This window comes from Rhodococcus sp. JCM 9793 (genome assembly GCF_055380405.1).
Genome location: NZ_AP043721.1, coordinates 102,643 through 123,539, shown reverse-complemented (window position 1 = coordinate 123,539; position 20,897 = coordinate 102,643). Strand labels below are relative to the sequence as shown.

The window sequence follows — 20,897 nt, the reverse complement described above, 5'->3', positions numbered from 1 at the left end:
GTCAGGAACCGACGCCTGCCCGATCGACGGTGAGTTCGATCGAGTCGAGCAGGCGCTCGAGACTCGACTCGAACGGGCCCTGCGGTTCGTCGAACGCGCCCGCGTTCCAGATACGGGTCATCGTGGGGAACCTTTCGACGTCGAAGAAGTCCACCCAGAAGCTGCTCATCGACGACCAGTACGCGTCGCTGTCGAGTCCCGTGCTCTCCTTCTCGCGAGTCTCGGCGATCACGGTCCGCGCTTGTCCTTGGACGAAATTATCTACGACGCTGAGGATTTCGACCACCTGACGTTCGGTGGGTCCGGCGTCGATGAGGGTGCGCAGTCCTGCTTCCTGCGCGTCGAGGACGTGGGGAGCCAGGGGAGCCCGCCACATGTTGGTCTGCAGGATCCACGGGTGACGTTGATAGAGCGCCCAGTGCTCGCGGGCGTACTGTGCGAGCGCGGGCCGCCATTGCGCGCCTGCCTCGGGCAGATCCATCTCGGCGTAGACACGGTCGATCATGAGGTCGATCAATTCGGTGCGTCCGGGCACGTAGGTGTAGAGCGACATCGCGCCGACGTTCAGGGCCGACGCGACCCGCCGCATCGAAAGTGCATCGAGCCCGCCCTCGTCGGCGAGGGTGACGGCTGCGGTGACAACGTCGTCGCGGGTCAGGGTGGCTCTGCGTCCGCGGGTCTTCGGTTCGGGCGGGTCCCACAGCAGGGTGAGCCGCCGCGTGACCTCGGGGCTGCGTACAACCTCGTAGGGATCGTTCTGCTCGTCGATGGTCACGCGAGTTCCTTCCGGTGGGCGCCATTCCCGTACATCGTATGATAATCTGACCCGGCTCATTTCAGTACGTCGTACGAAAAGGGGATCCTGTGATCCGAGCACGTGGTCTGACCAAGACCTTCCATCGAAAAGGTGACACGATCCGGGCCGTCGAAAACGTCGATATCGACGTCGCAGAGGGCGAGCTGGTCGCATTCCTCGGCCCGAACGGAGCGGGGAAATCCACCACCATGCGGATGCTCACCAGCCTGCTCACTCCCACCTCCGGCACCGCCGAGGTGGCCGGCTTCGACGTGGTCCGCGAGCCGTCGTTCGTGCGTTCCCGCATCGGCTACATCGGGCAGGGTAACGGGGGCGGTTATTCGTACAAGGTGCGCGACGAATTGCACAACCAGGGGAGATTCTACGGACTTCCGAGTCGCGAATATCGGCGTCGTGCAGCGGATCTCGTCGATGCGCTCGAGCTCGGTGGGCTCGAGAAGCGGAGCATCTCGTCGCTGTCCGGTGGGCAGAAACGGCGCCTCGACGTCGCCCTCGGGCTCATGAATCACCCGCCACTGCTTTTCCTCGACGAACCCTCCACCGGTCTCGACCCGCACAGCCGAGCCAATCTGTGGGAACACATCTCGGCGCTTCGTGAGCGCACCGGAATGACCATCGTGCTCACCACGCACTATCTCGAAGAGGCCGACAAGATGGCCGAGCGGGTGGTCGTCATCGACCACGGCCGCATCGTTGCCGACGCACCCCCGGCCGATCTCGAGCGGGACTACGCGGACGACGTCATCACCGCGTCCGTGGCGATCGCAAGATCGGATTCCTTTGCCGCCGTGTCCGATCGAATAAGGAAGTGTCTGCCACCCGACGTCGGGGTAGTCGAGGTGACGCACGCGGCGGACAGGGCAGACACCGCTACCGTCACCATCGCCACCACATACGGAGCCGAACGACTACCCGCTGTGCTCGAGGCCCTACGGCTCGCCGGATGGACCGTGCAGTCCGCATCGCTGACGCAGGCAAGTCTCGACGACGTATTCCTCAACCTCACCGGTCGCAGCTTGCGAGAGGAGGTCGCGTGATGGGCGTGACCACCGACAACACCACCGCACCCACTGCGACGGACGTGCAGATTCCAGTGCGGACGGGCATCGCGAAGTTCGTCGCCGACACCGCTGCGGTCTTCATCCGAGAGATCCTCCTGCTTCTCAGGGATCCGTTCAGCCTGGTCTTCTCGCTGCTCCAACCGCTGGTGTTCCTCGCGCTGTTCGGACCGCTACTCGCCGGAACGCTCGGGGGAGGATCGACGGCAGAGACACTCCAGTGGTTCGTCCCGGGTGTGGTCGTGATGATCGCGTTGTTCGGCACGTCGATGACCGGTTCGAATCTGCTGTACGAACTCATGACCGGGTCGTACGAACGGGTTCTGGCGACACCGCTGAGCCGTTCGTCGCTACTGGTCGGCCGAGCACTCAAGGAGTTCGCGCCGCTTGTGGTGCAGGGCCTGCTCATCACCATCGCGTGCGTACCGTTCGGATTCGTTCTCCGTCCGCTGCACCTGCTGGCCGGCCTGGTGATTCTCGGAGTCTTCGGGATCGGCATCGGTGCGTTGTCGTGTGCGCTCGCGTTGGCGGCGCAGAACCGGGAATGGTTGTTCTGGACGGTGCAGCAGACACTGATTTTCCCGCTGCTGATCCTGTCCGGAATGATGCTCCCACTCGATACGGGACCTGCCTGGATGCGAACGGTGGCACTCGCCAACCCGTTGACCTACATCGTCGACGCTGAACGCGCACTGCTCGGCGGCTCGTTCGCCGACACGGACGTACTGCAGGGAGTCGTGGCGGCGCTGGTGACGTGTGTCGTCGGTCTGCTCGTCGGTATTCGTCAGACCCGCAGGACGGCATGACGTCCGGTCAGGCGAATCGGTCGGTGAGGTTGCGTCGCATCCGGTGAAGTTCCTTCAGTTCGATGCGGAGTTTCTCGCTGTCGGCATCGAACCTGCGCGCGCGATCGACAGCGCCGGCGCGGTGTTCCGCGAGGGCGCGCTTCTCGATGGCCTCGATCGCGGCCGAGACTTCGTCGATCTCCCGGTCCAGCATCTCGCGCCACTGGGCGGCCTGCTGTGAATCGGCCTGGTCGCGGATCGTGTCGTTGTGGTCGTTGAGCACGGTCTTCGACGAACTCCTTCGATCCCGACGGCGCCGCCGCCCCATTCCCAGGTGCACCCCGAGTCGCTCCCGGGGCCGTTCCAGTGTCCAATGCGTGCTGAGCTGGGACAAACGATGACACGGATTCGGTACGCGGTCTTGGTGGAGCGACCTGGAACGAGGAAAGCCCGTGACCAGCATTTCTGCTGTTCACGGGCTTTCCTGTTGGCGGAGGATAGGGGATTTGAACCCCTGAGGGCGTTAACCCAACCCGCGTTCCAGGCGAGCGCCATAGGCCACTAGGCGAATCCTCCGTGGGGAAGCATACCGAACCAACCCGCAGAGTTCCCAAACGGGCAGGTCGAAACACGAATCGGGACGCCTTGGAGGGGGTGGTGCGCGCCGGTGTGGGGAGTCCTCTAGACTTGCCGATGGATCCCGCGCGGCGCGCATCCTGTGAACTCCCCCAGGGCCGGAAGGCAGCAAGGGTCAACGGGCTCTGCCGGGTGCGCGGGGTCCCCTTATTTTTCCGCCGATGCCCGTGTCACCGTGCACGGTGAAAGGTCTCTCCGCATGCCTACGCAGACCCAGATCGGGTTGATGAGCCATGAGGAACTCGTTGCAGAGCACGAGCGCCAATCCGCGAATTACGAGCGGTTGAAGACCGAGAAGCTGACGCTGGATCTGACCCGCGGCAAGCCGTCCCCCGAGCAGCTGGACCTCTCTGCGGAGTTGCTGACGCTGCCTGGCGCGGACGATTACCGGGATGCCTCAGGCACCGACTGCCGCAACTACGGCGGGCTGAAGGGCCTGCCCGAGCTGCGCGCGATCTTCGCCGAATTGCTCGCCATCCCCGCCGACAACCTACTCGCCGGGAACAATGCGAGCCTCGAGATCATGCACGACCTCATCACGTGGTCGCTGCTGCACGGCACAGTCGATTCGCCGCGTCCGTGGTCGCAGGAACCGGTCGTGAAGTTCCTGTGCCCGGCACCCGGCTACGACCGTCACTTCGCGATCACCGAGCGCTACGGCATCGAGATGATTCCGGTCCGGCTGAACGACGATGGCCCCGATACCCGGGCGATCGCGGAGCTTGTCGCGAACGACCCGCAGATCAAGGGAATGTGGACGGTTCCGACGTACTCGAACCCGACCGGTGCGGTCTACAGCGAGGGCATCGCTCGCGCGCTGGTGTCGATGCCGACCGCGGCTCCCGACTTCCGGATCTTCTGGGACAACGCGTACGCGGTGCACCCGGTTCTCGGAGAGGTCGCCCCGGCGATCGATATCCTGGGTCTCGCCGCAGAGGCCGGGAACCCGAACCGTGTGTTCGCTCTCGCCTCGACGTCCAAGATCACGTTCGCGGGCTCGGGTGTGAGCTTCTTCGGTAGCTCCACCGCGAACCTCGACTGGTACGTCAAGCTGCTCGGGATCAAGACGATCGGACCCGACAAGATCAACCAGTTGCGCCACCTGCGTTTCTTCGGCGACGCGGACGGCGTGCGCGCGCATATGGCGAAGCACCGCGACATCCTCGCGCCGAAGTTCGCACTGGTCCGCAAGATCCTCGAAGACCGTCTGGGTTCGTCGAAGGTCGCATCGTGGACGGAGCCGAAGGGCGGCTATTTCATCAGCCTCGACGTCGTCGACGGCACCGCCAAGCGGGTCATCGCACTTGCGAAGGACGCGGGAATCGCGCTGACCGGCGCGGGATCGGCGTTCCCGTACAAGAACGACCCCGACGACAAGAACATCCGCCTTGCTCCGAGCTTCCCGTCGCTCGACGAACTCGTCAAGGCGATGGACGGCGTCGCAACCTGCGTCCTGCTCGCAGCGACGGAGAAGACACTCGGACACTGACATCCGGGGCCGCACCGGCCCCGGATGCCACATGTTCTCCCAAGCTGTGGACAAAGCTGTGGAGAACTGGTGGACCAACGGTGGACAACTTCTGGCACAGCGCTCTGAGCTCCGGAAACAGGAAGATTCGCTTTCCTGTGAATAAGTGCCATACTCCGATATCAGGGTCGCCGCGTTCCCGCGGCGGGTTCGGAAGTGGTGAGTGTGATGGAAGACCGCGCTCTCGTACGATCCGGAGCCGGCGCAGCCGTCGGTTCCGTCACGGGCTGTCACGGTGTACTGAAGGTTTTTCTCCTGGCTCTCGATATCGAGGCCTCGGCGGTGTCGCCGCCACCGATCGCGGCGGTGGGTGAGCTCGAGCCGTTCCTTCCTGCACGTATCGGCACGCTGCCCAGCACCGACCACGGCGTGCGACCGGCAAGCCTGCTCGCGTACCGGCAGATCACCGACCATGGGCGTGCCCCGCTGTCGTTCGGGGCCTCGACGGGTTCGTTGCGCACCGGCGCGGTACGTCCGTTCGTCGGATTGCCTGCGACCTGCTTGTCGCTGTGGGAGATCCCAGGACACGGGCTCGTACTTGCACTGGAAGCATTGACCGACGACACATCCCCGCTCATCGACTGGCGGGCCGACGCATTGCAGGACCGCGACGGTGCCGGATTCCGCCCTGCCGTCGACGAGTTCCTCGCACCGTTCTCGCTGAACAGCGACGCGTGTCTCAATGACCTGTTCCCGGGGTTGAACTGTCGGATGCCCGCACCGACCACATACCGTGCCCTGAGCGAGTCGGTGGTGCACCGGCATCGCGGCGTCGGCGACCGAGAGGTCATCGAGGCCCTGATGGTGGAGGTCGTGTCGAGCGGTGGCGACCGCGTGCGCGACCTCGTCGACGGACGACATACCGACTCCCAGGCCCGTGCCGCAGCGCAGATGTGGGGCGTGCTGTGGAACTGGGACCGGGTCCCGCTCGTGGACCGGCCCGCGCAACCGGGCGCAGCGATCGCAGTGCGAGAAGACTCCGGCGCGGTACTGCTCGATCTCGAAGCAACCCCGGTCGGCAGCGACTACGTAGGCAACGACACCGGTGAGATGATCTACGGACTGCTGCCGTGGGTGGCCGTGCGTGCCCACTCGTCAACCGATTTCTGGCGGGTTCTGGGTCACCTCCGCAGCCACGAGGATCTCACCGGCGACCGACTCGTCGAGGCGTTGGACGATATCGCCACTATGCAGGCACGGAAAATGGAACGGGCGCTGCTGCGTAAGGCCTCGCTCCACAACGACCGGTTCCATTCGTGGACGCAGCCGACGCAATTGCGGTCCTTGCTGGTCCGCAGGGTAGCCGACGAGATCGCCGACCTCGATGCAGAGCTTGCGAACGCGGTGGAGGTGATCGAGCACGCGGTACTGCGCAGCGCCGAGCTGCGCGGAGCGCGCCACTCCCGGCTCGCACACGGCTGGTCCGCCGCGGGTGGAGCAATCGCCGTCGTCGCACTGTTCGCGGCTCTCGCGGCGGTGCCCGACACATCGGAACCCACGCTCTTTCCGCACTGGATGTATGCGTTGACCGCCTCGATTGCACTCACGACGACGGTGATCGTGGGTGTCGTCCTGTGGCGGCGACAGTGATCCTGGGTGCATGATCGACCCATGGCAACGACGTTGAACCTGGTCGGGGATCCGGACGCAGACGCATTGCTTTCCGAGAACCCGCTGGCGCTTCTCATCGGAATGCTGCTCGACCAGCAGGTACCGATGGAAACGGCGTTCGCGGGTCCGAAGAAGATCGCCGATCGGCTCGGCGGAGTCGACGTGCACCGGATCGCGGAAATGGACCCGGACGAGTTCATCGAGGTGTGTTCCCGGCCACCGGCTGTGCACCGGTTCCCGAAATCGATGGGTCAGCGCATTCAGGCGCTGTGCACTGCGATCGTCGAAGAGTACGACGGCGACACCGCCGCGATCTGGACCTCCGGCGATCCGGACGGCAAGGAAGTGTTGAAGCGACTCAAAGCGCTTCCCGGGTACGGCGATCAGAAGGCTCGGATCTTCCTCGCGCTTCTCGGCAAACAGCGGGGCGTGCACCCCGCGGGTTGGCGCGAGGCTGCGGGAGCGTACGGCGACGAGGACGCTCGGCGTTCGATCGCCGATGTCGTCGATTCGCAGTCGTTGCACGAGGTGCGCGAGTTCAAGAAGGCATCCAAGGCTGCGGCCAAAGCCGGAAAGAAGTGAAGCGTGGCCTGACTGCGTCCGCCGCGGCTCTCGCCTTCGCAGTGACAATTCCGGGGGTTGCCGCGGCAGGCGGGGGAGACGACCGGGTCGTGCTTCGTCCGGGTGATGGCATCACGTTCTCGGCAGAGCCGGTACCCGGCTGGTGCTCTGTCGCTGCGGTGGGACGCGACGATGCGGACCGCCTCGTCGCCATCACCGCCGGCCATTGCAGACAGGACGGCTCATCCCAGGTGTGGAAGGTCGGCGAGCAGCATCGCGGACCGCTCGGCGTCGAGACCGATGTCGCCAGCACGGGCTCGGTGGACCCCATCGGCTTCCCCACCGACGAAGCACCCGACTACGCCGTCCTCCTGCTCGACGAGACGAAGGTACGCGGCTCGAACACCTCGCTGCCGAACGACCGTGGAGATCGAGTCGTCCTCGAATCCATCGGATCGCTGCAACCCGGTGGCAGCGCCGTCGGAGTGCAGTGCGCCGCGGGTCGTACCAACGGGGTGGCCTGTACCTCCGGTGACGTGCTCGTCGACTCGAACCTGATGTCGTCCGCACTGCTGATGAAGCCGGGGGATTCGGGGGGCCCGCTGGCCCGGGCCGACACCCGCGAGTGGATCGGGCTCTCCGTCGGGTACCGGCCGACCGGCCGAGGGCTCGCGGCCTACCAGCGGGCGGATCGGATCGTCGAGGAGATCGACGCGCAGGGAGGAGTCGGCGCGGGCTTCACCCTCGTCGATACACCCTGAGGTCGATACACCTGAGAACGTCGGCTCAGCTCGAACCGGTTTCCAGCAGGTCGATCAGCTGATCGATCAGTGAAGGTGGCACGTTCACCTGCTCCTGCTTGACGTTGTGCCATTCGGCGCTGCCGTCGGCCTTGCAGTTCAACGTGGCCGTGTACGTACCCGGAGCCACCCACACGGTGATCATCGTGTCGCTCGACCAGCCCGAATCGGGCGCGTTGTCGGGGTGCCCGTCGTTTACGAAGAGCGCGCAGTCGGTGATGCCGCGGCTCGGATCGATGTGAGCAGTGATCGAGTCCGAGTTACTGGTGAAGTAGACCGAGCCAGGCAGTGCTCCGCCCATTGCGTGTGCGATGCCGGACCCGGCGAGCACGAGGGGAACGGTCGCGACCGTCGCGACCGAGTATCCGAGGATCTTCCGGAACGTTGTCATGGTCTTCTCTGGACTTTCCTGGGTAGTACGGAACACGGTGGGTTCCGAGCGAACGGACATCCGGTCGGGGGGCGAGGTCCGTTCGCTCGGAGTTCGGCGGCGATGCCGTCGACTGTCGATGACGATGGACATCGCCGATCGGCAATCGCGGAACATCCTCAGGCGAAGCCTCTCTCGATGAGGTCGATCGCGCTCTTGTGCAGCCCGGAGGCGTGTTCACCGACTCGTGCCACACGATCCACCCGTCGGGGCCGGTCATGTCCCACCTACACAACACCGTCGGATCGCAGTCGCGACGCCGGTGCCGGCCAGTACGAGGGGGACGTCAGCAGGTGCCACCGTCGCGCATCCGAGAATCCTTCGGTAGGTCATGATCGAGTCCCTGTCGGTCGGTTCCGGCGTCGATGTCGCCGAAGTGCAGAGTGGGATGGACTCATCGTCGCCCCGGAACGCGTTCGAAACATCCGTCGAACGACGTAGTCGGTTCTCGCGTATCGGCCTGCAACGGACATAACCGACCTAATCTTGATCTCATGGAGGAAGATCGGACACCTCGTGCGGATCTGGTCCGATCCCTCGCCGACGATGTGCGCCGATACGTTCGGTGCACCGAACACGGCGCGCTTGCGCTGGTCGGTTCGATCGGTCTCGGAAAGACCACGGTCCTTCGTGAAATCGCCTGCATACTCGACGATGTCCGTGTCGTGGCGACAACAGCAGACGAGTTGGATTCGCGCTCACCTTTTTCCGTAGTCGGTCGTCTCTTCCTTGTGGGTGCCGGTGCGACACCCGACATGAAAATCCTCGGATACAACGTCGACGATCTCGATGCGATCTACGCAGACGGACCTGTCGTGCTCGTCGTCGACGACGCGCATCTCGCCGACGGAGAGTCCTTGGCTCTGCTGCACAGGATCAGTGCGGTCACGGCTCGATTCCCGCTCACGGTGATCCTCGCCTACCGCCGGGTGCCGGAACGGACGGCGCTGACGATGTTCGCCGCGCAACCTCATGCACGGACGATCGAACTCACTCCGCTGGACTCCGAAGAGGTGGCCGCCGTCGTTCGCCTGCATCTCGGTGGCGATCCCGCTCCCGACCTGATCCGGTATCTCGGCCAGGCCGGGGGAAATCCGCTCCACGTCGGGCAGTTGGTCGACCTGCTCGCGCGCCGCGAGCACACCGTCGTCGACAAATCCGGCCTCATCACCCTTCGCGGAACCGAAGTGGAACTGTCCGACCAGCTCGGACGGAGTATCCGATCCCACCTCTCACGCCTGTCGCCACGGGTACGTGACCTCGTGCAGGTGTTGGCTGTTGCGGACGGTTCGATGGGCATCGAGGAACTCGCGGACATCGGTGGGGAGGCACCTGCCCGGTGCGCGGGTGCGGTCGCCGCCGCCGTCGACGCGGGGGTGTTGTGTTGGTCGGACGACGGCGATCTCGACTTCGTCGCACCCGCCTATCGGCAGATCGTGTACGACACCGTTGCGCCCGGCATACGCAGACTGCTGCATCACGCCGTCGCGGAATCATTGGCCCGAGGTGGTGGGCCCGCCGCCCGATTGTCGGCTCATCGCGAACGGGCCGACGCACCCGGCACATTCGTGCCGAGTCGCCAGCCCAGTTCGGTACAGGCGTTCGGGGTCTTCGATTCAGATGAATTGGCGGCCACTGTTCGCGGCAACCCGACCCTTGCGCGTGCCGCCGTGCTCGCGGAATCCGGCCGATTCCGTGCGGCTGCGGAGCTCGCCGACGGTGTGCTCGAGACCGCACGTGACGAACGCACATTCGCCCTGATGGTGTCGTTGACATCCCACACTGTGCTCGGTGACGTACCTCGTGCCCGAGCCTCGATCGATGAGCTGCTCCGATTGTCGTTGCCGCCGGAGGCACGCGGGTGGTTCGAGCAGTACCGCGAGTGGCTGGCTCTGCTCGGGGGCGTCGAGCCACTCTTGGACGACGCGTCGGCTCCACCCGCCGCCGACCAGGAGTTGGCAGACTTCGGTCTCGACACGATCGGGCCGGGTGTCCACGCAGTGCTTTCCGGGGACGCCACACTCGGACTCGAATGGTTCGAACGCGGGGAACAGGCGGCGAGCGGACACGGCGTGCTCGATCGCGAGACGTCTGTGGCCGGAGCGTGGGCGATGTGGGCAGCGCTCTACGCACACGGACCGATCGCGGCGTTGGCGCGACGGACCGTTGTGCCGCGCCGCGCTCACACGATGGCCGAGATGTGGCTGCTGCCGCTACACCATTCGGTCATGGCGTCGACACTGTTCACGCTGGGGCGATGGGACGAGGCGATTGCCGCGTGCGACGATGCGCTCGCCGTTGCCGCACAGACGGATTCCGGTTGGACATCGTGTGCCGTCGGGACCGCTGCGCTGGTCGACGTGCACCGCGGTGATCTCGAATCCGCCGAGCGACGATTGCGGACGTGGGAGGCGGGGAACACGCCACGGATGTTCGGGCTTCCCGACATCGAGTACGTTCGTGCGGAATTGTGGAGTGCGCTCGGCGAACATGAGCGAGCCGAAGAGTGCGCCGCACAGGCGTGGCGTCTTGCGGTGGATGGCGGCCGGCTGGTGTGGGCGCTCCGATTCGGCCCGCACATCGCCCGGATTGCCGTGCAGACCCGCGACCGGGTCCTGTTCGCGCAGGTCTACGAAGTTGTCCAGGAGATGCGGGCAGACCGGTCGCCGGCGATTGCGCCGGCCGTCGAGTTCGTCGAAGCATTGAGCAAAGGGGACCATGTGGGTCTGGCCGAGGTGGCCGACACATTCGCTGCGGGTGGCGACGCCGTTGCGGAGCTCGCGGCGCTCGAAGAGGCGGCGTGTGCTGCGGCAGCCTCGGCGAAGCGCGAGCAGGCGCATGTCCACGCTCGTCGCGCTCATGATCTTGCGGTACACCTCGGAGCGCGCACCGTCGCGGATCGGATCGCGAGCAGAGTGCGGGAGTGCGGTGTGCCGCTCGGCGCAGTCGGGTCGCGCAGAACTGCGCAGACCGGCTGGGAGTCGTTGACGGCGGCGGAGAGGCGGGTCGCGATCCTGGTCGGGGAAGGGTTGACCGGCCCGCAGATCGCGGCGCGTCTCCGGGTGTCACCGAGGACGGTGCAGACGCACGTGTCGCATGCTCTGGCGAAGCTCGGCCTTCGTTCGAGAGTGGGGCTCGCGCGCGAGGCGCTCGCCCACCCCCGTGAACGGTGATCGACCGTCAGATCGGATCGGTCGTGTCGGTCGCCGGGGCGGAGTCCTCGGCGAGCAGCAGGTAGAGCGACTTCCGTGCGTCGACCAGTGCCTTGTGTGCTGCCGCAATCTGGGTGTCGGTGCCACTGACCGCGACGACTCGTGCGGCTGCCTGCAGGTCCCGGAGCGCTCCCCGAAGGTCGGGGCCGTTTTCGTCGGCGGAGTGGCCGGCGAACGGATCGGTCTGCTCGTTGGCCGGATCGGCGATCCAGGCACGCCCCTCGTCGGTCAGCGACACGAGCTTGCGACCCGCATCCTTTTCGACGCGGACCAGCCCTTCGTCCTCGAGTTGCGAGATGGTCGGGTAGATCGCTCCCGGGCTCGGTTTCCAGACACCTCCCGTGCGGTCCGCGATCGCCTGCATCAGCTGGTAGCCGTGCATGGGCTCGTCGGCCAGTAGCTGGAGTACTGCCGCGCGGACGTCACCTCGTTGGGCCCGTCCTCGGCGTCCGCCGCGGTGCATGGGACCACCACGGTGGCCTCTGGCGTGCGGTCCGTCGCCGAAGGGGCCCCCGCGTCGCGGGTCTTCGCCCTGGAACGGCCCCCCACGTCGTGGGTCTTCGCCCAGGAACGGGCCTTCGGTGAAGAACTGATTCATGGCGTGGGCGCGGCGTCCGCCGCGCATCTGTCGTGTGTTTCGCATGGTGCGAACTCCTTATCGTTGTTGATGCAGTCACGATATTTCACGATATATCGTTTGTCAAGGATGGCGCCGTTCGGATCTTGTCGGCGCGCGCCGGTACTCTCGGCGCGTGGCCCTGTACCGGAAGTATCGACCCGCGACCTTCGCCGAGGTGGTGGGGCAGGAGCATGTCACCGCCCCCCTCAGCACGGCTCTCGACACCGGCCGTATCAACCACGCATACCTGTTCTCGGGTCCGCGCGGCTGTGGCAAGACGTCGTCGGCGCGCATTCTCGCCCGGTCGCTGAACTGTGAACAGGGCCCTACCTCGACACCGTGCGGGGAGTGTCGGTCGTGCGAGTCGCTCGGGCCCGGCGGGGGAGGCAACCTCGACGTCACCGAACTCGACGCGGCCAGCCACGGCGGCGTCGACGACACCCGAGAGCTACGCGACCGGGCATTCTACGCACCGGCCGAGTCGCGGTACCGGATCTTCATCATCGACGAGGCCCACATGGTCACGACGCAGGGATTCAATGCCCTGCTCAAGATCGTGGAGGAGCCACCGGAGCATTTGATCTTCGTGTTCGCGACAACCGAACCGGAGAAGGTGCTCCCCACCATCCGGTCGCGAACGCACCACTACCCGTTCCGGCTGCTCGCTCCCACCACGATGCGGGGCCTCCTCGAGAAGATCTGCGTCCAGGAGAACGTGCCGGTCGAAGACACGGTGTACCCGCTGGTCATCCGGGCCGGCGGTGGTTCGCCCCGAGACTCGCTGTCCGTCATGGACCAACTCCTCGCAGGAGCGGGCCCCGAGGGCGTCACCTACCCGCGCGCACTGTCGCTGCTCGGAGTCACCGATGTCGCGCTGATCGACGAAGCCGTCGACGCATTGGCAGCCGGCGACGGTGCAGCACTGTTCGGCACCGTCGAGAAGGTCATGGACGCCGGGCACGATCCGCGGCGCTTCGCGATCGACCTCCTCGAACGTCTCCGCGACCTCATCCTCATGCGTAACGTCCCGGACGCCGCGGAACGCGGACTCGTCGATGCACCCGGTGATGTGCTCGAGCGCATGCGTGATGAAGCGTCGAGGCTCGGGCCGGCCACGCTCACGCGCTACGCCGAGATCATCCATGCCGGGCTCGGCGAGATGCGCGGCGCGACGGCACCCCGCCTGTTGCTCGAGGTGATGTGCGCTCGTATGTTGCTTCCCTCGGCATCCGACGCGGAGTCCGCGGTACTGCAACGGCTGGAGCGGCTCGAGCAAGGGTTCGTCCGGGGCCCCGCCGTGAACGGTGCAGCGGTGGCATCGGTGAGTTCCGTTGCGGCTCCGCCTCCGCCGGTGTCGGAGCCTGCCGCCGCCCCGATCGAGTCCGACGAGCCGGCAGCGCGATTCCAACGTCCCTCTCAGCGGCGTGCTGCAGATCCGGCGCCGAGCGAGACAGCGGCCCCGCCGCCCCCGGCTCCAGCCCCGGAACCCGAACCGCCGGCGCCGGAGCCTGTTCGGGCTCCCGAGCCGCGCGCTGAGGTGCCGCCATCGCAGCCTGTGGTGCCGACCCCGGCACCCGAGTCTGCGCTGGAGCCGGCGCCGGAACCTGTTGCGCCGGAGCCTGAGCCGAGACCCGAACCGGCTCCCGAATCCATGCCGGAGCCTGCTGCCGTATCGGGTCCCGATGCCGCCGGGATCCGTGGGGTGTGGTCCGAGGTTCGTGCCAAGGTGCGTGCCCGCAGCAAGACTGTGGAGGTCATGCTGTCCGGTGCCACAGTTCGCGACGTCGACGGCACCAGGGTTGTCTTGGTTCATGATTCGGCGCCGTTGGTCAAGAGACTCGCCGAGCCGCGCAACGCGACCGTGATCGCCGATGCGCTCCGCGAATTGTTCGGCGTCGATTTCGAGGTCACGTGTGTCCACGGGTCGGCCGCGCCTGCACCTGCGAAAACGGCTGCGGCACCGAAGCAGTCGCGCCCCACGGGGCAGCCGCGGTTCTCGCGGCCCAGTCAGGCCAAGCGGGCACCCGCGCCGGACGCATCGCTTCCTCCCGGTGACGGGCCGGGTGCAGCGGCGTCGCAGCGTCCCGAGTACGACGACATCCCGCCGCCCGACGGCCCCGATCTTCCGGACGATCCCGGTCCGGATTCGAATTACGATGCGCCGCCACCGGATCCGTCGTCGATCTCGCAGGAGGATGTCGACGAGATGTTCGCCGAGGCCGCGACGCCGGGAGACCCGTCCACCCGCCGCGACCCCGAGGAAGTGGCGATGGAATTGCTGAAGGACGTACTGGGAGCGCGGCCGATCGACGAGAAGTAGTGGTCGGTCAGCCCGCCCGCTGCGCGCCGGGGCCGGGGAATACGTCCGCGTCGCGCGGCTCTACGCGATGGCCGGCCTCGCATTGCACGACCGCCGCGACGGGTTCGCCGCAGTCGTGGTGATGCACGGTGAGGGCTGGTCCTTCCTGGTCGGCGCAGTGCCGGTCGCCCCACTGCAGTAGAGCGATGAGAACCGGATACAGCTCTCGGCCCTTGTCGGTGAGCCGGTATTCGTGACGGGTCCGGCGTCCCGACTCCTGGTAGGGCACAGTGTCGAGCACACCCGCGTCGACGAGGGTGCGCAGTCGCGCAGACAGGATCGGCTCCGAGATCCCCGTGTGCCCGCGCATCTGTTCGAATCTCCGCACGCCGTTGAAGACCTCGCGCAGGACGATCATCGTCCATTTCTCGCCGATGATGTTCATCGTTCGCTGAACCGAGCAGTTGTCGGTGCTGTAGTCGAGCCAATGCATGCAACGAGCCTAGCTGAGTGTGGCCTTGACAGGCAGCCTTCGGCCTGGCTAACTGTGATTTCAGAAGTCAGAGGAGTGAGGAGCAACCATGTCGGAAACGAACGGAACTGCGGCGGTACCGGACGCATCGCTCTCGGCTGCGAGCCGGTTCGTCGCCGCGAGCGGATTCGTCGTCGAGGAAGCGACACCGACGCGAGTGTCCGGATACGTCGAACTCGGCGAAGACCACCTCACTCCGTGGGGCGTCGTGCACGGCGGTGTCTACGCCACGATCGTGGAGAGCGCGGGCAGCATCGGAGCCAGTACTGCAGTCGTCGACCGCGGTCAATTCGCCGTCGGCGTGCACAACGCCACCGACTTCCTGCGTTCCAGCAGCGGATGCCGTGCAGCTGTGGTCGCCGAGCCGATCCAGCAGGGCCGCACGCAGCAACTGTGGCAGGTGATCATCAGCGACACCGCGACCGACAAGGTTCTCGCTCGCGGTCAGCTACGACTGCAGAACATTCCGCTACCTGCGTGAGCTCGTGCTTGCTCGATTCAGCGGATGAGGTTGCCGAGATCGATCGGCACCTGAGCACCGGTGATGTACTTGGCTTCGTCCGAGCACACCCACGCAACCACCGAGGCGACGTCGTCGGCCTGAAGAATCTGGTACGGAAGCGAATTCATGTAGATGGGGCCGAGTGTCGAGCCGTACTCCGCGATCAGCGGGTGCAGGTCCGTGACCGTCATGCCCGTCTCGACCCCGGCGGGATGAACGGTGTTGACGCGGATGCGCTGCTCGCCCAGCTCGTTGGCCATGGTCTTCGCGAGACCGACGATGCCGTGCTTCGTCGCGGCATAGTGACCGGTGAACGGGGTGCCCTTGATTCCCGACACCGAGCTGGTGAACACGATGGATCCGCCGTCGCCCGTCGCGAGCAGGTGAGGCACCGCAGCCTTTGCGGTATGGAACACGCCGGTCAGGTTCACATCGACGGTCTCTTTCCACTGTTCGAGGGTGATCTCCCACGACAGGCCGCCCGAGCAGATGCCGGCGTTGGCGATGACGACGTCGAGCCGACCGAATGCCTCGACCCCCGCTGCGAGAGCCTGCGACAGTGCATCGAAGTCGCGCACGTCGGCGACTTCGGCGGCGATGCGTCGCCCGGTCGCCTCCACCAGGCGCACGGTCTCGTCGAGATCGTCGCGCGTTGCCCCGGCATACGCGGTCGACGAGAACTCGCTGCACGCGTCGACGGCGATGATGTCGGCGCCTTCCTGCGCAAACCGGACCGCTTCGGCGCGACCCTGTCCGCGCGCCGCCCCGGTGATGAACACGACCTTGTTCTCGAATCGGCGGGATTCGGTGTGGCCTGTCGAGGTCATGTGTGGCTCCTTCGAAGTCTGATGCGCCTGTCCGGCGATTCTGTGTGGAGTCGCCGTGCTCCGGGCCCGGTGCTCCCGCTGAGCGAGAAACCGTGCGCGATTCACAGCAAACTCCCAGGGATACCGCAGCCGAACCACTGCGCGCCGCCCCAGACTGAGGTGGTGATTGCAGCGAACCCGGGTCGGATGCACGGGAAGGAAACATGGTGAGGAAACAGCCCTCGAACACCCACCAGGACACATATGAAGGGCGCAGTCTGCCCAGGCCACACGACGAGATCGTCGACCAAGGCTTGGCATTCGACGTCGGCACCTTGCTGAGCCGACGCAAGATGCTCACGTTCTTCGGATTGGGTGCCGCGACGGTGGGCCTGGCTGCCTGCGGCGGCGGGAACAGCGGCACTACCGCAGCCTCGACGTCGACGACGGCTGCGGCCTCCGGCCTCACGGAGATCCCCGACGAGACCGCCGGGCCTTACCCGGGTGACGGATCCAACGGCCCGGACGTGCTCGAACAGAGCGGGATCGTGCGCAGCGACATACGTTCGAGCTTCGGTGACGCATCCGCGACGGCCGAAGGGATCCCGATGACGCTCGAGCTGTCCCTCGCCGACCTGGCCGCGGGAGGAGTTCCCTTCGCCGGGACGGCGGTGTACGTGTGGCACTGCAACCGCGAAGGCGGCTACTCGTTGTACTCGGAGGGCATCACCGAAGAGAACTACCTGCGCGGTGTGCAGATCGCGGACGCCGACGGAAAGGTGCGGTTCACCAGTATCTTCCCGGCGGCCTATCCCGGCCGATGGCCCCACATCCACTTCGAGGTGTACCCGGACGAAGCATCCATCACGGACTCCACCAATGCCATCGCCACCTCTCAGGTGGCTCTTCCTCAGGATGTGAGCGAAGCGGTCTACGCCACACCGGGTTACGAGGCGTCGGTTGCCAATCTGGCGGCGCTCACCCTCGAGACCGACAACGTCTTCGGCGACGACGGCGGCGCAAGCCAGCTCGGCACGGTCACCGGCAACGTCACCGATGGATACCACGTCGTTCTCGCTGTCGGAGTCGATACGACCACGGAGTCGACGGCCGGGAACATGCCGGGTGGGATGCCTCCAGGTGGGGGTGGGATGCCTCCCGGTGGGATGCCCCCTGGGGGAATGCCTCCGGGTGGAACCCCGCCGAGCGGTATGCCCGGCCCTCCCCCCAACTGATGGGTTCCGCTCAGTTCTCGCCGAGCCCCAACTCTTCTGCGCGGACGAACTTCACGTACTGGGTGGCGACCCGCTGCGGCATCGTCCGCAAGGTGTCCGAATCCGGGTCGGTGTTCCCGACCGGTCGATGTCCGTAGATCTGGGCAACATAGGGACCGTATGTCATCAGACAGTCCAGCACCCTGCCATCGGCGGTGTCACCGGCCAGGCATGTTGTGTCGGGAACGCCCTGCGGTGCAGGCTCGTCCACCAGGTCGGGGTAGGTGTCGAGGGTCTGCTCGCGGAACGAGTCGCGCAGTTCTTCAGCGGCTTCGGGGCTTCTGGTGCGGAAAACACCCGAGTTCGCGAGGGCGACACGGTCGGTCCCGGTGGCTTCGAAGAGTGGAGCGGTCTTGTCAGGATGCGAATCGAAGTGCAGCCACCCGAGCGGTCCGTAGACGGCAGTGTCGGAGTTCCTGGCGTACTCGTTGTCGAGGAAGCCGACCGCGCGTGCGAGCACTTTGTCGAGATCGACCGGAAGAGCCTCGATCTCGTCGGTGGGCGTGAACGGGAACTGCTCGATCCGTGGCAACTGCGCTTCGAGGGTGTGTGTCGTGACGTCGGTGTTCCACTCGACGTCGTTCCCCTCGGCGGAGGTGTACGTGTAGATGACGTGCGGTCCCCGCGCGGTGAAGGTCGACATGCTTGCGGTGTCGATGCCGTCCCAGTAGTAGGTCGTCGCGAGTGTATCGGGCAGCTGCGGAATCGATGTCGGTGTTTGCGGGCCCGATGCGAATCCGACGTCCTCCGGGGCGAGAGAATTGTCGTGCAGGGCGGCAGCAGCGTGGGCAGCACTGTCCGCGTCGGGGAACCGCCACACTGCGACACCGAGTTGACGCGAGTCGTCGGCGTTGTGGGCGAAACTTCCGAAACCGGTGATGATTCCGAAGGATTCGGCCACTTCATCGGCACCGCCACCGCTGAGGACCTTGCCGATTCCGCCGACGCCGACACCCGTCGCCATGCCGCCACCGTTCGTGAGAGTGGGGTCGATGGTGTAGGGGTGGACCACGAACTCGGCCATGCGCTGGCCTTCGACTGCGGGGCCGAAATCCCCGGCCGACTGGCCTTCGGCGATGAAGTCGCGTGGTTCGACGTTGTATTCCCCGGTGTCGAGTGTTGTGAGATCGAATGATCCGGTGGGGCTGCCGGTTCCGGTTGAGTCGCCTTCGGCGACGGCGGTGCCGTCGGCAGTGCCGCTGCAGCCGGCAAGGGCGAGAGCGACCGCCGTGGTGGCGAGGAGAATGCGTGGCGTACGCATGGTGGGTGATGCTCCTTGTCCTGCGTTGATGCAGGGTAGTGAGTGTGGATCAGGCTGGTGCGAAACCGATTTCGGTGAGAAGAGTCATTCCCTGTTCGGCGGAGTCGGCGGAGAACTGGATGAGTAGTCCCGTCGATCGGTCGATGGCGGTGAAGTAGGTGCCGTCCTGCCCCTGATCGATGATTCGGTTGGTGTCCGGCGAGACGATCTTGGTGTTCCCGTCGTTGCTGTCGCGGAGTCGAATGAAGTTCGAGCGCGCGTATTGGTCGTCACGCCACGCGGAGACAGCTTCGTAGTCGTGCTGCCCCATGCCGATCGCTTCTCCCAGCGAGGAATCAGGATTGACGAGGCAACGAACCTGCAGGGCTCCTTGGGTGCTGAAGCCTGATTTGTTGCATTCGGTGCTCGCATCGATGAGCTTTCGTGGAAGCAGTGCCGTGACGTCGTCGTAGGTCTCGCTGACGTAGCTCGAGTTGGAGGTGGCGGGAGGTTTCCCTCCGTTGCCCGGCGCGGCCTCGGTGGTGGTCGCAGCCACTTCTGCGGCCTGGGCGTCGTCCTGCGTGCCGTAATAGAAGCCTGCCGCCGCGATGACCATGGCTGCCACAGCTCCCCCCGCGAGCGCAAGTACCTTCCGGTTTCTGCCCGGACGCGTCGACGAGTCGGGATTCGGCTTGATGAACGCCGTCGGCGGGGGAGTCGACGCAGGGTTCCGGGTCGATCTCCGCTCGAGTACTTCGGTGTCGACCATCGCGGGCGGGGCGGTGGCGCGACCACCGCCGACGAACCCGGCGGCGCCCTTCGCGACGACCGTTTTCGGGTCGTCGAGTGTGGCGATCGGTCCGAGCTCGGCCAGTCTGCGGTGCACATAGGGGATTCGGGACGAGCCTCCGGTCAGATACAGCGCCTGCAGGCCGCCGCCAGTGATGCCGGCGTCGCGCAAGACTCCGCGGGCCAGCTGGACGGCGCGGGTGATCTGAGGTTCGATCAACTGCTCGAACTCGTCCCGCGTGAGGGTCAGGGTCAGGTCCGACCCATTGCCCCTGATCCGAATCGTTGCCGACGGCGCTTCCGAAAGGAGTTCCTTGGCCTTGCGGATCTGGTCGTCGAGGGTGCGCCGGACCTCGAGGCCTTCCGGCGTGCGCAGCCATCCTGCGAGCTGCGGATTCTCCTCGGCCAGATGCCGCTCGACCCACCGAGCGACCGCACCGTCGAGGCTCTTCCCTCCTAGCGCATTGTCGCCACCGGCACGCAGAACCTCGAAGGTCCACTCGTTCGTTGCGGTGAGTACGGCAACATCGAGCGTTCCGCCACCGAAGTCGAACACGGCGATCGTCGAGCCCTTCACGATCTTCGCGTCGTGCTGACGTGAGTAGTAGAACGCCGCCGCGCGAGGCTCGGAGATCAGCGAGACGCTCCCGCCGAGCCCCGCGATCGACGCGGCCTCGCGCAGCACCGAGACTTCTCGTAACGACCATGCCTCCGGGTGGGTGAGCACGACTTCGGCAGGTGGTTCGTTGTTGTGGCGTTGGAGTGCTTGCCCATACACGGTGCGCAGTACTGCCGCGATGATCGACGAGACGGGAACCTCCCGGTCTCGGACGACGATCGAACCGGCGACGACGAGGGCTTTCGGGGCGACCACGAATCCGGCAGGATCGAGCGAGGCCTGGTTGAGCGCCACATCCCCGGTCGACATCGCATCCGGACCGATGAACACGGACGACGACAGGGCATTGCCCGTGTGCGTCAGCGGGAGCGTCTCGACCCGGTCTGGTCCGATTCGATGCGCTGCGGCGGTATTGGACGTGCCGAAGTCGACCGCTAGGACCCAGCTCATCGGTAATTCTCCCTCATGATCATCGGTGCACACGCACCTCGACTTCGACGTAGCGGATCATATGGCCGCGGTGTCGCCAGCCTGCTCGGACGGTCCCCTCGATCGTGTTCACGTCGGTCCCGCACGTTGCGGGCACGGTCGCGACCGCGCGGTGGAGGGTGGGGTCGAACGGCATTCCCGCCGGAGCGGTCACGCGTGCGACTCCCAGCCGGGCGAGCCGCTCGATGATGTCGGTGCGCTCGGCTCCCTCGGCTGCCACGTCGGCCGCGGTGATCAGGTCGTCGATCCGATCACCGATCGGAGGCGTACCTGCATCATCGGTCGTCACG

19 protein-coding genes, 1 tRNA gene and 1 other RNA gene are annotated in these 20,897 nt (G+C 65.8%); 11 read left to right on the top strand and 10 right to left on the bottom strand.

Features of this window, described 5'->3' with window-relative positions; translation table 11 throughout:
* Nucleotide 1: 1 nt before the first annotated feature.
* Nucleotides 2-775 carry a TetR/AcrR family transcriptional regulator gene (locus ACZ46K_RS02695; protein WP_464746538.1) on the bottom strand — a complete coding sequence of 258 codons (774 nt, stop codon included), beginning with the start codon at nucleotides 773-775 and terminating at the stop codon, nucleotides 2-4.
* Nucleotides 776-864: 89 nt separating this feature from the next.
* Here ACZ46K_RS02695 and ACZ46K_RS02690 point away from each other — a divergent pair, with 89 nt between their 5' ends.
* Together ACZ46K_RS02690 and ACZ46K_RS02685 are read left to right on the top strand one after the other, a co-directional pair.
* Nucleotides 865-1,854, top strand: a complete 990-nt coding sequence (locus ACZ46K_RS02690; RefSeq protein WP_464746536.1) for an ABC transporter ATP-binding protein — start codon at nucleotides 865-867, stop codon at nucleotides 1,852-1,854.
* Nucleotides 1,854-2,681 (top strand): ABC transporter permease, encoded by an 828-nt coding sequence (locus tag ACZ46K_RS02685; protein ID WP_464749218.1) that lies wholly within the window; start codon nucleotides 1,854-1,856, stop codon nucleotides 2,679-2,681. The genes ACZ46K_RS02690 and ACZ46K_RS02685 overlap by 1 nt, the downstream gene beginning before the upstream one ends.
* A gap of 7 nt (nucleotides 2,682-2,688) precedes the next feature.
* On the opposite strand, the gene ACZ46K_RS02680 is transcribed toward ACZ46K_RS02685, so the two are convergent.
* Complete coding sequence (locus ACZ46K_RS02680; protein ID WP_054806455.1) at nucleotides 2,689-2,943, bottom strand: hypothetical protein; 255 nt, start codon at nucleotides 2,941-2,943, stop codon at nucleotides 2,689-2,691.
* A gap of 205 nt (nucleotides 2,944-3,148) precedes the next feature.
* Nucleotides 3,149-3,236 (bottom strand) — tRNA-Ser (locus tag ACZ46K_RS02675).
* Nucleotides 3,237-3,352: 116 nt separating this feature from the next.
* Here ACZ46K_RS02675 and ffs point away from each other — a divergent pair.
* From ffs to ACZ46K_RS02650, 5 genes are all read left to right on the top strand, one after another.
* An RNA gene (gene ffs / locus ACZ46K_RS02670) (signal recognition particle sRNA small type) lies at nucleotides 3,353-3,447 on the top strand.
* 48 nt (nucleotides 3,448-3,495) lie between these two features.
* A complete protein-coding gene (locus ACZ46K_RS02665) occupies nucleotides 3,496-4,785 on the top strand; it encodes an aspartate aminotransferase type Ic (RefSeq protein ID WP_054810554.1) in 1,290 nt (429 codons plus the stop codon).
* 207 nt (nucleotides 4,786-4,992) lie between these two features.
* Nucleotides 4,993-6,414 (top strand): hypothetical protein, encoded by a 1,422-nt coding sequence (locus tag ACZ46K_RS02660; protein WP_464746534.1) that lies wholly within the window; start codon nucleotides 4,993-4,995, stop codon nucleotides 6,412-6,414.
* A 21-nt stretch (nucleotides 6,415-6,435) separates the two neighbouring features.
* The gene (locus tag ACZ46K_RS02655; RefSeq protein ID WP_054806454.1) at nucleotides 6,436-7,017 is read left to right on the top strand and encodes an HhH-GPD-type base excision DNA repair protein; all 582 of its coding nucleotides are present in this window, start codon (nucleotides 6,436-6,438) and stop codon (nucleotides 7,015-7,017) included.
* Nucleotides 7,014-7,757, top strand: coding sequence for a chymotrypsin family serine protease (locus ACZ46K_RS02650; RefSeq protein WP_054806453.1), 744 nt, complete (start codon nucleotides 7,014-7,016; stop codon nucleotides 7,755-7,757). The genes ACZ46K_RS02655 and ACZ46K_RS02650 overlap by 4 nt, the downstream gene beginning before the upstream one ends.
* Nucleotides 7,758-7,782: 25 nt before the next feature.
* On the opposite strand, the gene ACZ46K_RS02645 is transcribed toward ACZ46K_RS02650, so the two are convergent.
* Nucleotides 7,783-8,187 (bottom strand): hypothetical protein, encoded by a 405-nt coding sequence (locus ACZ46K_RS02645; RefSeq protein ID WP_464746532.1) that lies wholly within the window; start codon nucleotides 8,185-8,187, stop codon nucleotides 7,783-7,785.
* 533 nt (nucleotides 8,188-8,720) lie between these two features.
* On the opposite strand from ACZ46K_RS02645, the gene ACZ46K_RS02640 reads away from it, so the two are divergent.
* On the top strand, nucleotides 8,721-11,399 hold the full coding sequence (locus ACZ46K_RS02640) for a LuxR C-terminal-related transcriptional regulator (RefSeq protein ID WP_464746530.1): 2,679 nt from the start codon (nucleotides 8,721-8,723) through the stop codon (nucleotides 11,397-11,399).
* A gap of 7 nt (nucleotides 11,400-11,406) precedes the next feature.
* On the opposite strand, the gene ACZ46K_RS02635 is transcribed toward ACZ46K_RS02640, so the two are convergent.
* Nucleotides 11,407-12,081, bottom strand: coding sequence for a PadR family transcriptional regulator (locus tag ACZ46K_RS02635; RefSeq protein ID WP_464746528.1), 675 nt, complete (start codon nucleotides 12,079-12,081; stop codon nucleotides 11,407-11,409).
* Nucleotides 12,082-12,190: 109 nt separating this feature from the next.
* On the opposite strand from ACZ46K_RS02635, the gene ACZ46K_RS02630 reads away from it, so the two are divergent.
* The gene (locus tag ACZ46K_RS02630; RefSeq protein ID WP_464746526.1) at nucleotides 12,191-14,377 is read left to right on the top strand and encodes a DNA polymerase III subunit gamma and tau; all 2,187 of its coding nucleotides are present in this window, start codon (nucleotides 12,191-12,193) and stop codon (nucleotides 14,375-14,377) included.
* A gap of 7 nt (nucleotides 14,378-14,384) precedes the next feature.
* Here ACZ46K_RS02630 and ACZ46K_RS02625 read toward each other — a convergent pair whose 3' ends face one another.
* Nucleotides 14,385-14,849 (bottom strand): winged helix-turn-helix transcriptional regulator, encoded by a 465-nt coding sequence (locus ACZ46K_RS02625; RefSeq protein ID WP_054806926.1) that lies wholly within the window; start codon nucleotides 14,847-14,849, stop codon nucleotides 14,385-14,387.
* 88 nt (nucleotides 14,850-14,937) lie between these two features.
* Between ACZ46K_RS02625 and ACZ46K_RS02620 the strand changes: the two genes are divergently transcribed.
* Nucleotides 14,938-15,369, top strand: a complete 432-nt coding sequence (locus tag ACZ46K_RS02620) for a PaaI family thioesterase (protein WP_054806927.1) — start codon at nucleotides 14,938-14,940, stop codon at nucleotides 15,367-15,369.
* Between the two features lie 17 nt (nucleotides 15,370-15,386).
* Here the strand turns inward: ACZ46K_RS02620 and ACZ46K_RS02615 are convergent, their stop codons facing one another.
* Entirely contained in the window at nucleotides 15,387-16,217 is an 831-nt protein-coding gene (locus tag ACZ46K_RS02615; protein WP_054809582.1) for a mycofactocin-coupled SDR family oxidoreductase, read from the bottom strand.
* A gap of 203 nt (nucleotides 16,218-16,420) precedes the next feature.
* Between ACZ46K_RS02615 and ACZ46K_RS02610 the strand changes: the two genes are divergently transcribed.
* Nucleotides 16,421-17,431, top strand: coding sequence for an intradiol ring-cleavage dioxygenase (locus ACZ46K_RS02610; protein WP_054809583.1), 1,011 nt, complete (start codon nucleotides 16,421-16,423; stop codon nucleotides 17,429-17,431).
* A 10-nt stretch (nucleotides 17,432-17,441) separates the two neighbouring features.
* Here the strand turns inward: ACZ46K_RS02610 and ACZ46K_RS02605 are convergent, their stop codons facing one another.
* Genes ACZ46K_RS02605 through ACZ46K_RS02595 form a run of 3 tightly spaced genes read right to left on the bottom strand, consistent with a single transcriptional unit; the run spans nucleotide 17,442 to nucleotide 20,896 of the window.
* Complete coding sequence (locus ACZ46K_RS02605) at nucleotides 17,442-18,731, bottom strand: DUF7373 family lipoprotein (RefSeq protein ID WP_054806928.1); 1,290 nt, start codon at nucleotides 18,729-18,731, stop codon at nucleotides 17,442-17,444.
* A 49-nt stretch (nucleotides 18,732-18,780) separates the two neighbouring features.
* Nucleotides 18,781-20,568: an Hsp70 family protein gene (locus ACZ46K_RS02600; protein ID WP_464746524.1), complete on the bottom strand. Its 1,788-nt coding sequence runs from the start codon at nucleotides 20,566-20,568 to the stop codon at nucleotides 18,781-18,783.
* 19 nt (nucleotides 20,569-20,587) lie between these two features.
* Nucleotides 20,588-20,896 carry a nucleotide exchange factor GrpE gene (locus ACZ46K_RS02595; protein ID WP_464746522.1) on the bottom strand — a complete coding sequence of 103 codons (309 nt, stop codon included), beginning with the start codon at nucleotides 20,894-20,896 and terminating at the stop codon, nucleotides 20,588-20,590.
* Nucleotide 20,897 lies beyond the last annotated feature (1 nt).

Excerpts from the sequence above, each read along its gene's own strand:
- ACZ46K_RS02635 (WP_464746528.1), bottom strand. The coding sequence starts at position 12,081 with ATGCGAAACACACGACAGATGCGCGGCGGACGCCGCGCCCACGCCATG.
- ACZ46K_RS02600 (WP_464746524.1), bottom strand. The coding sequence starts at position 20,568 with ATGAGCTGGGTCCTAGCGGTCGACTTCGGCACGTCCAATACCGCCGCA.
- ACZ46K_RS02645 (WP_464746532.1), bottom strand. The coding sequence starts at position 8,187 with ATGACAACGTTCCGGAAGATCCTCGGATACTCGGTCGCGACGGTCGCG.
- ACZ46K_RS02640 (WP_464746530.1), top strand. The coding sequence starts at position 8,721 with ATGGAGGAAGATCGGACACCTCGTGCGGATCTGGTCCGATCCCTCGCC.
- ACZ46K_RS02655 (WP_054806454.1), top strand. The coding sequence starts at position 6,436 with ATGGCAACGACGTTGAACCTGGTCGGGGATCCGGACGCAGACGCATTG.
- ACZ46K_RS02615 (WP_054809582.1), bottom strand. The coding sequence starts at position 16,217 with ATGACCTCGACAGGCCACACCGAATCCCGCCGATTCGAGAACAAGGTC.
- ACZ46K_RS02665 (WP_054810554.1), top strand. The coding sequence starts at position 3,496 with ATGCCTACGCAGACCCAGATCGGGTTGATGAGCCATGAGGAACTCGTT.
- ACZ46K_RS02625 (WP_054806926.1), bottom strand. The coding sequence starts at position 14,849 with ATGCATTGGCTCGACTACAGCACCGACAACTGCTCGGTTCAGCGAACG.
- ACZ46K_RS02605 (WP_054806928.1), bottom strand. The coding sequence starts at position 18,731 with ATGCGTACGCCACGCATTCTCCTCGCCACCACGGCGGTCGCTCTCGCC.
- ACZ46K_RS02685 (WP_464749218.1), top strand. The coding sequence starts at position 1,854 with ATGGGCGTGACCACCGACAACACCACCGCACCCACTGCGACGGACGTG.
- ACZ46K_RS02660 (WP_464746534.1), top strand. The coding sequence starts at position 4,993 with ATGGAAGACCGCGCTCTCGTACGATCCGGAGCCGGCGCAGCCGTCGGT.
- ACZ46K_RS02620 (WP_054806927.1), top strand. The coding sequence starts at position 14,938 with ATGTCGGAAACGAACGGAACTGCGGCGGTACCGGACGCATCGCTCTCG.
- ACZ46K_RS02610 (WP_054809583.1), top strand. The coding sequence starts at position 16,421 with ATGGTGAGGAAACAGCCCTCGAACACCCACCAGGACACATATGAAGGG.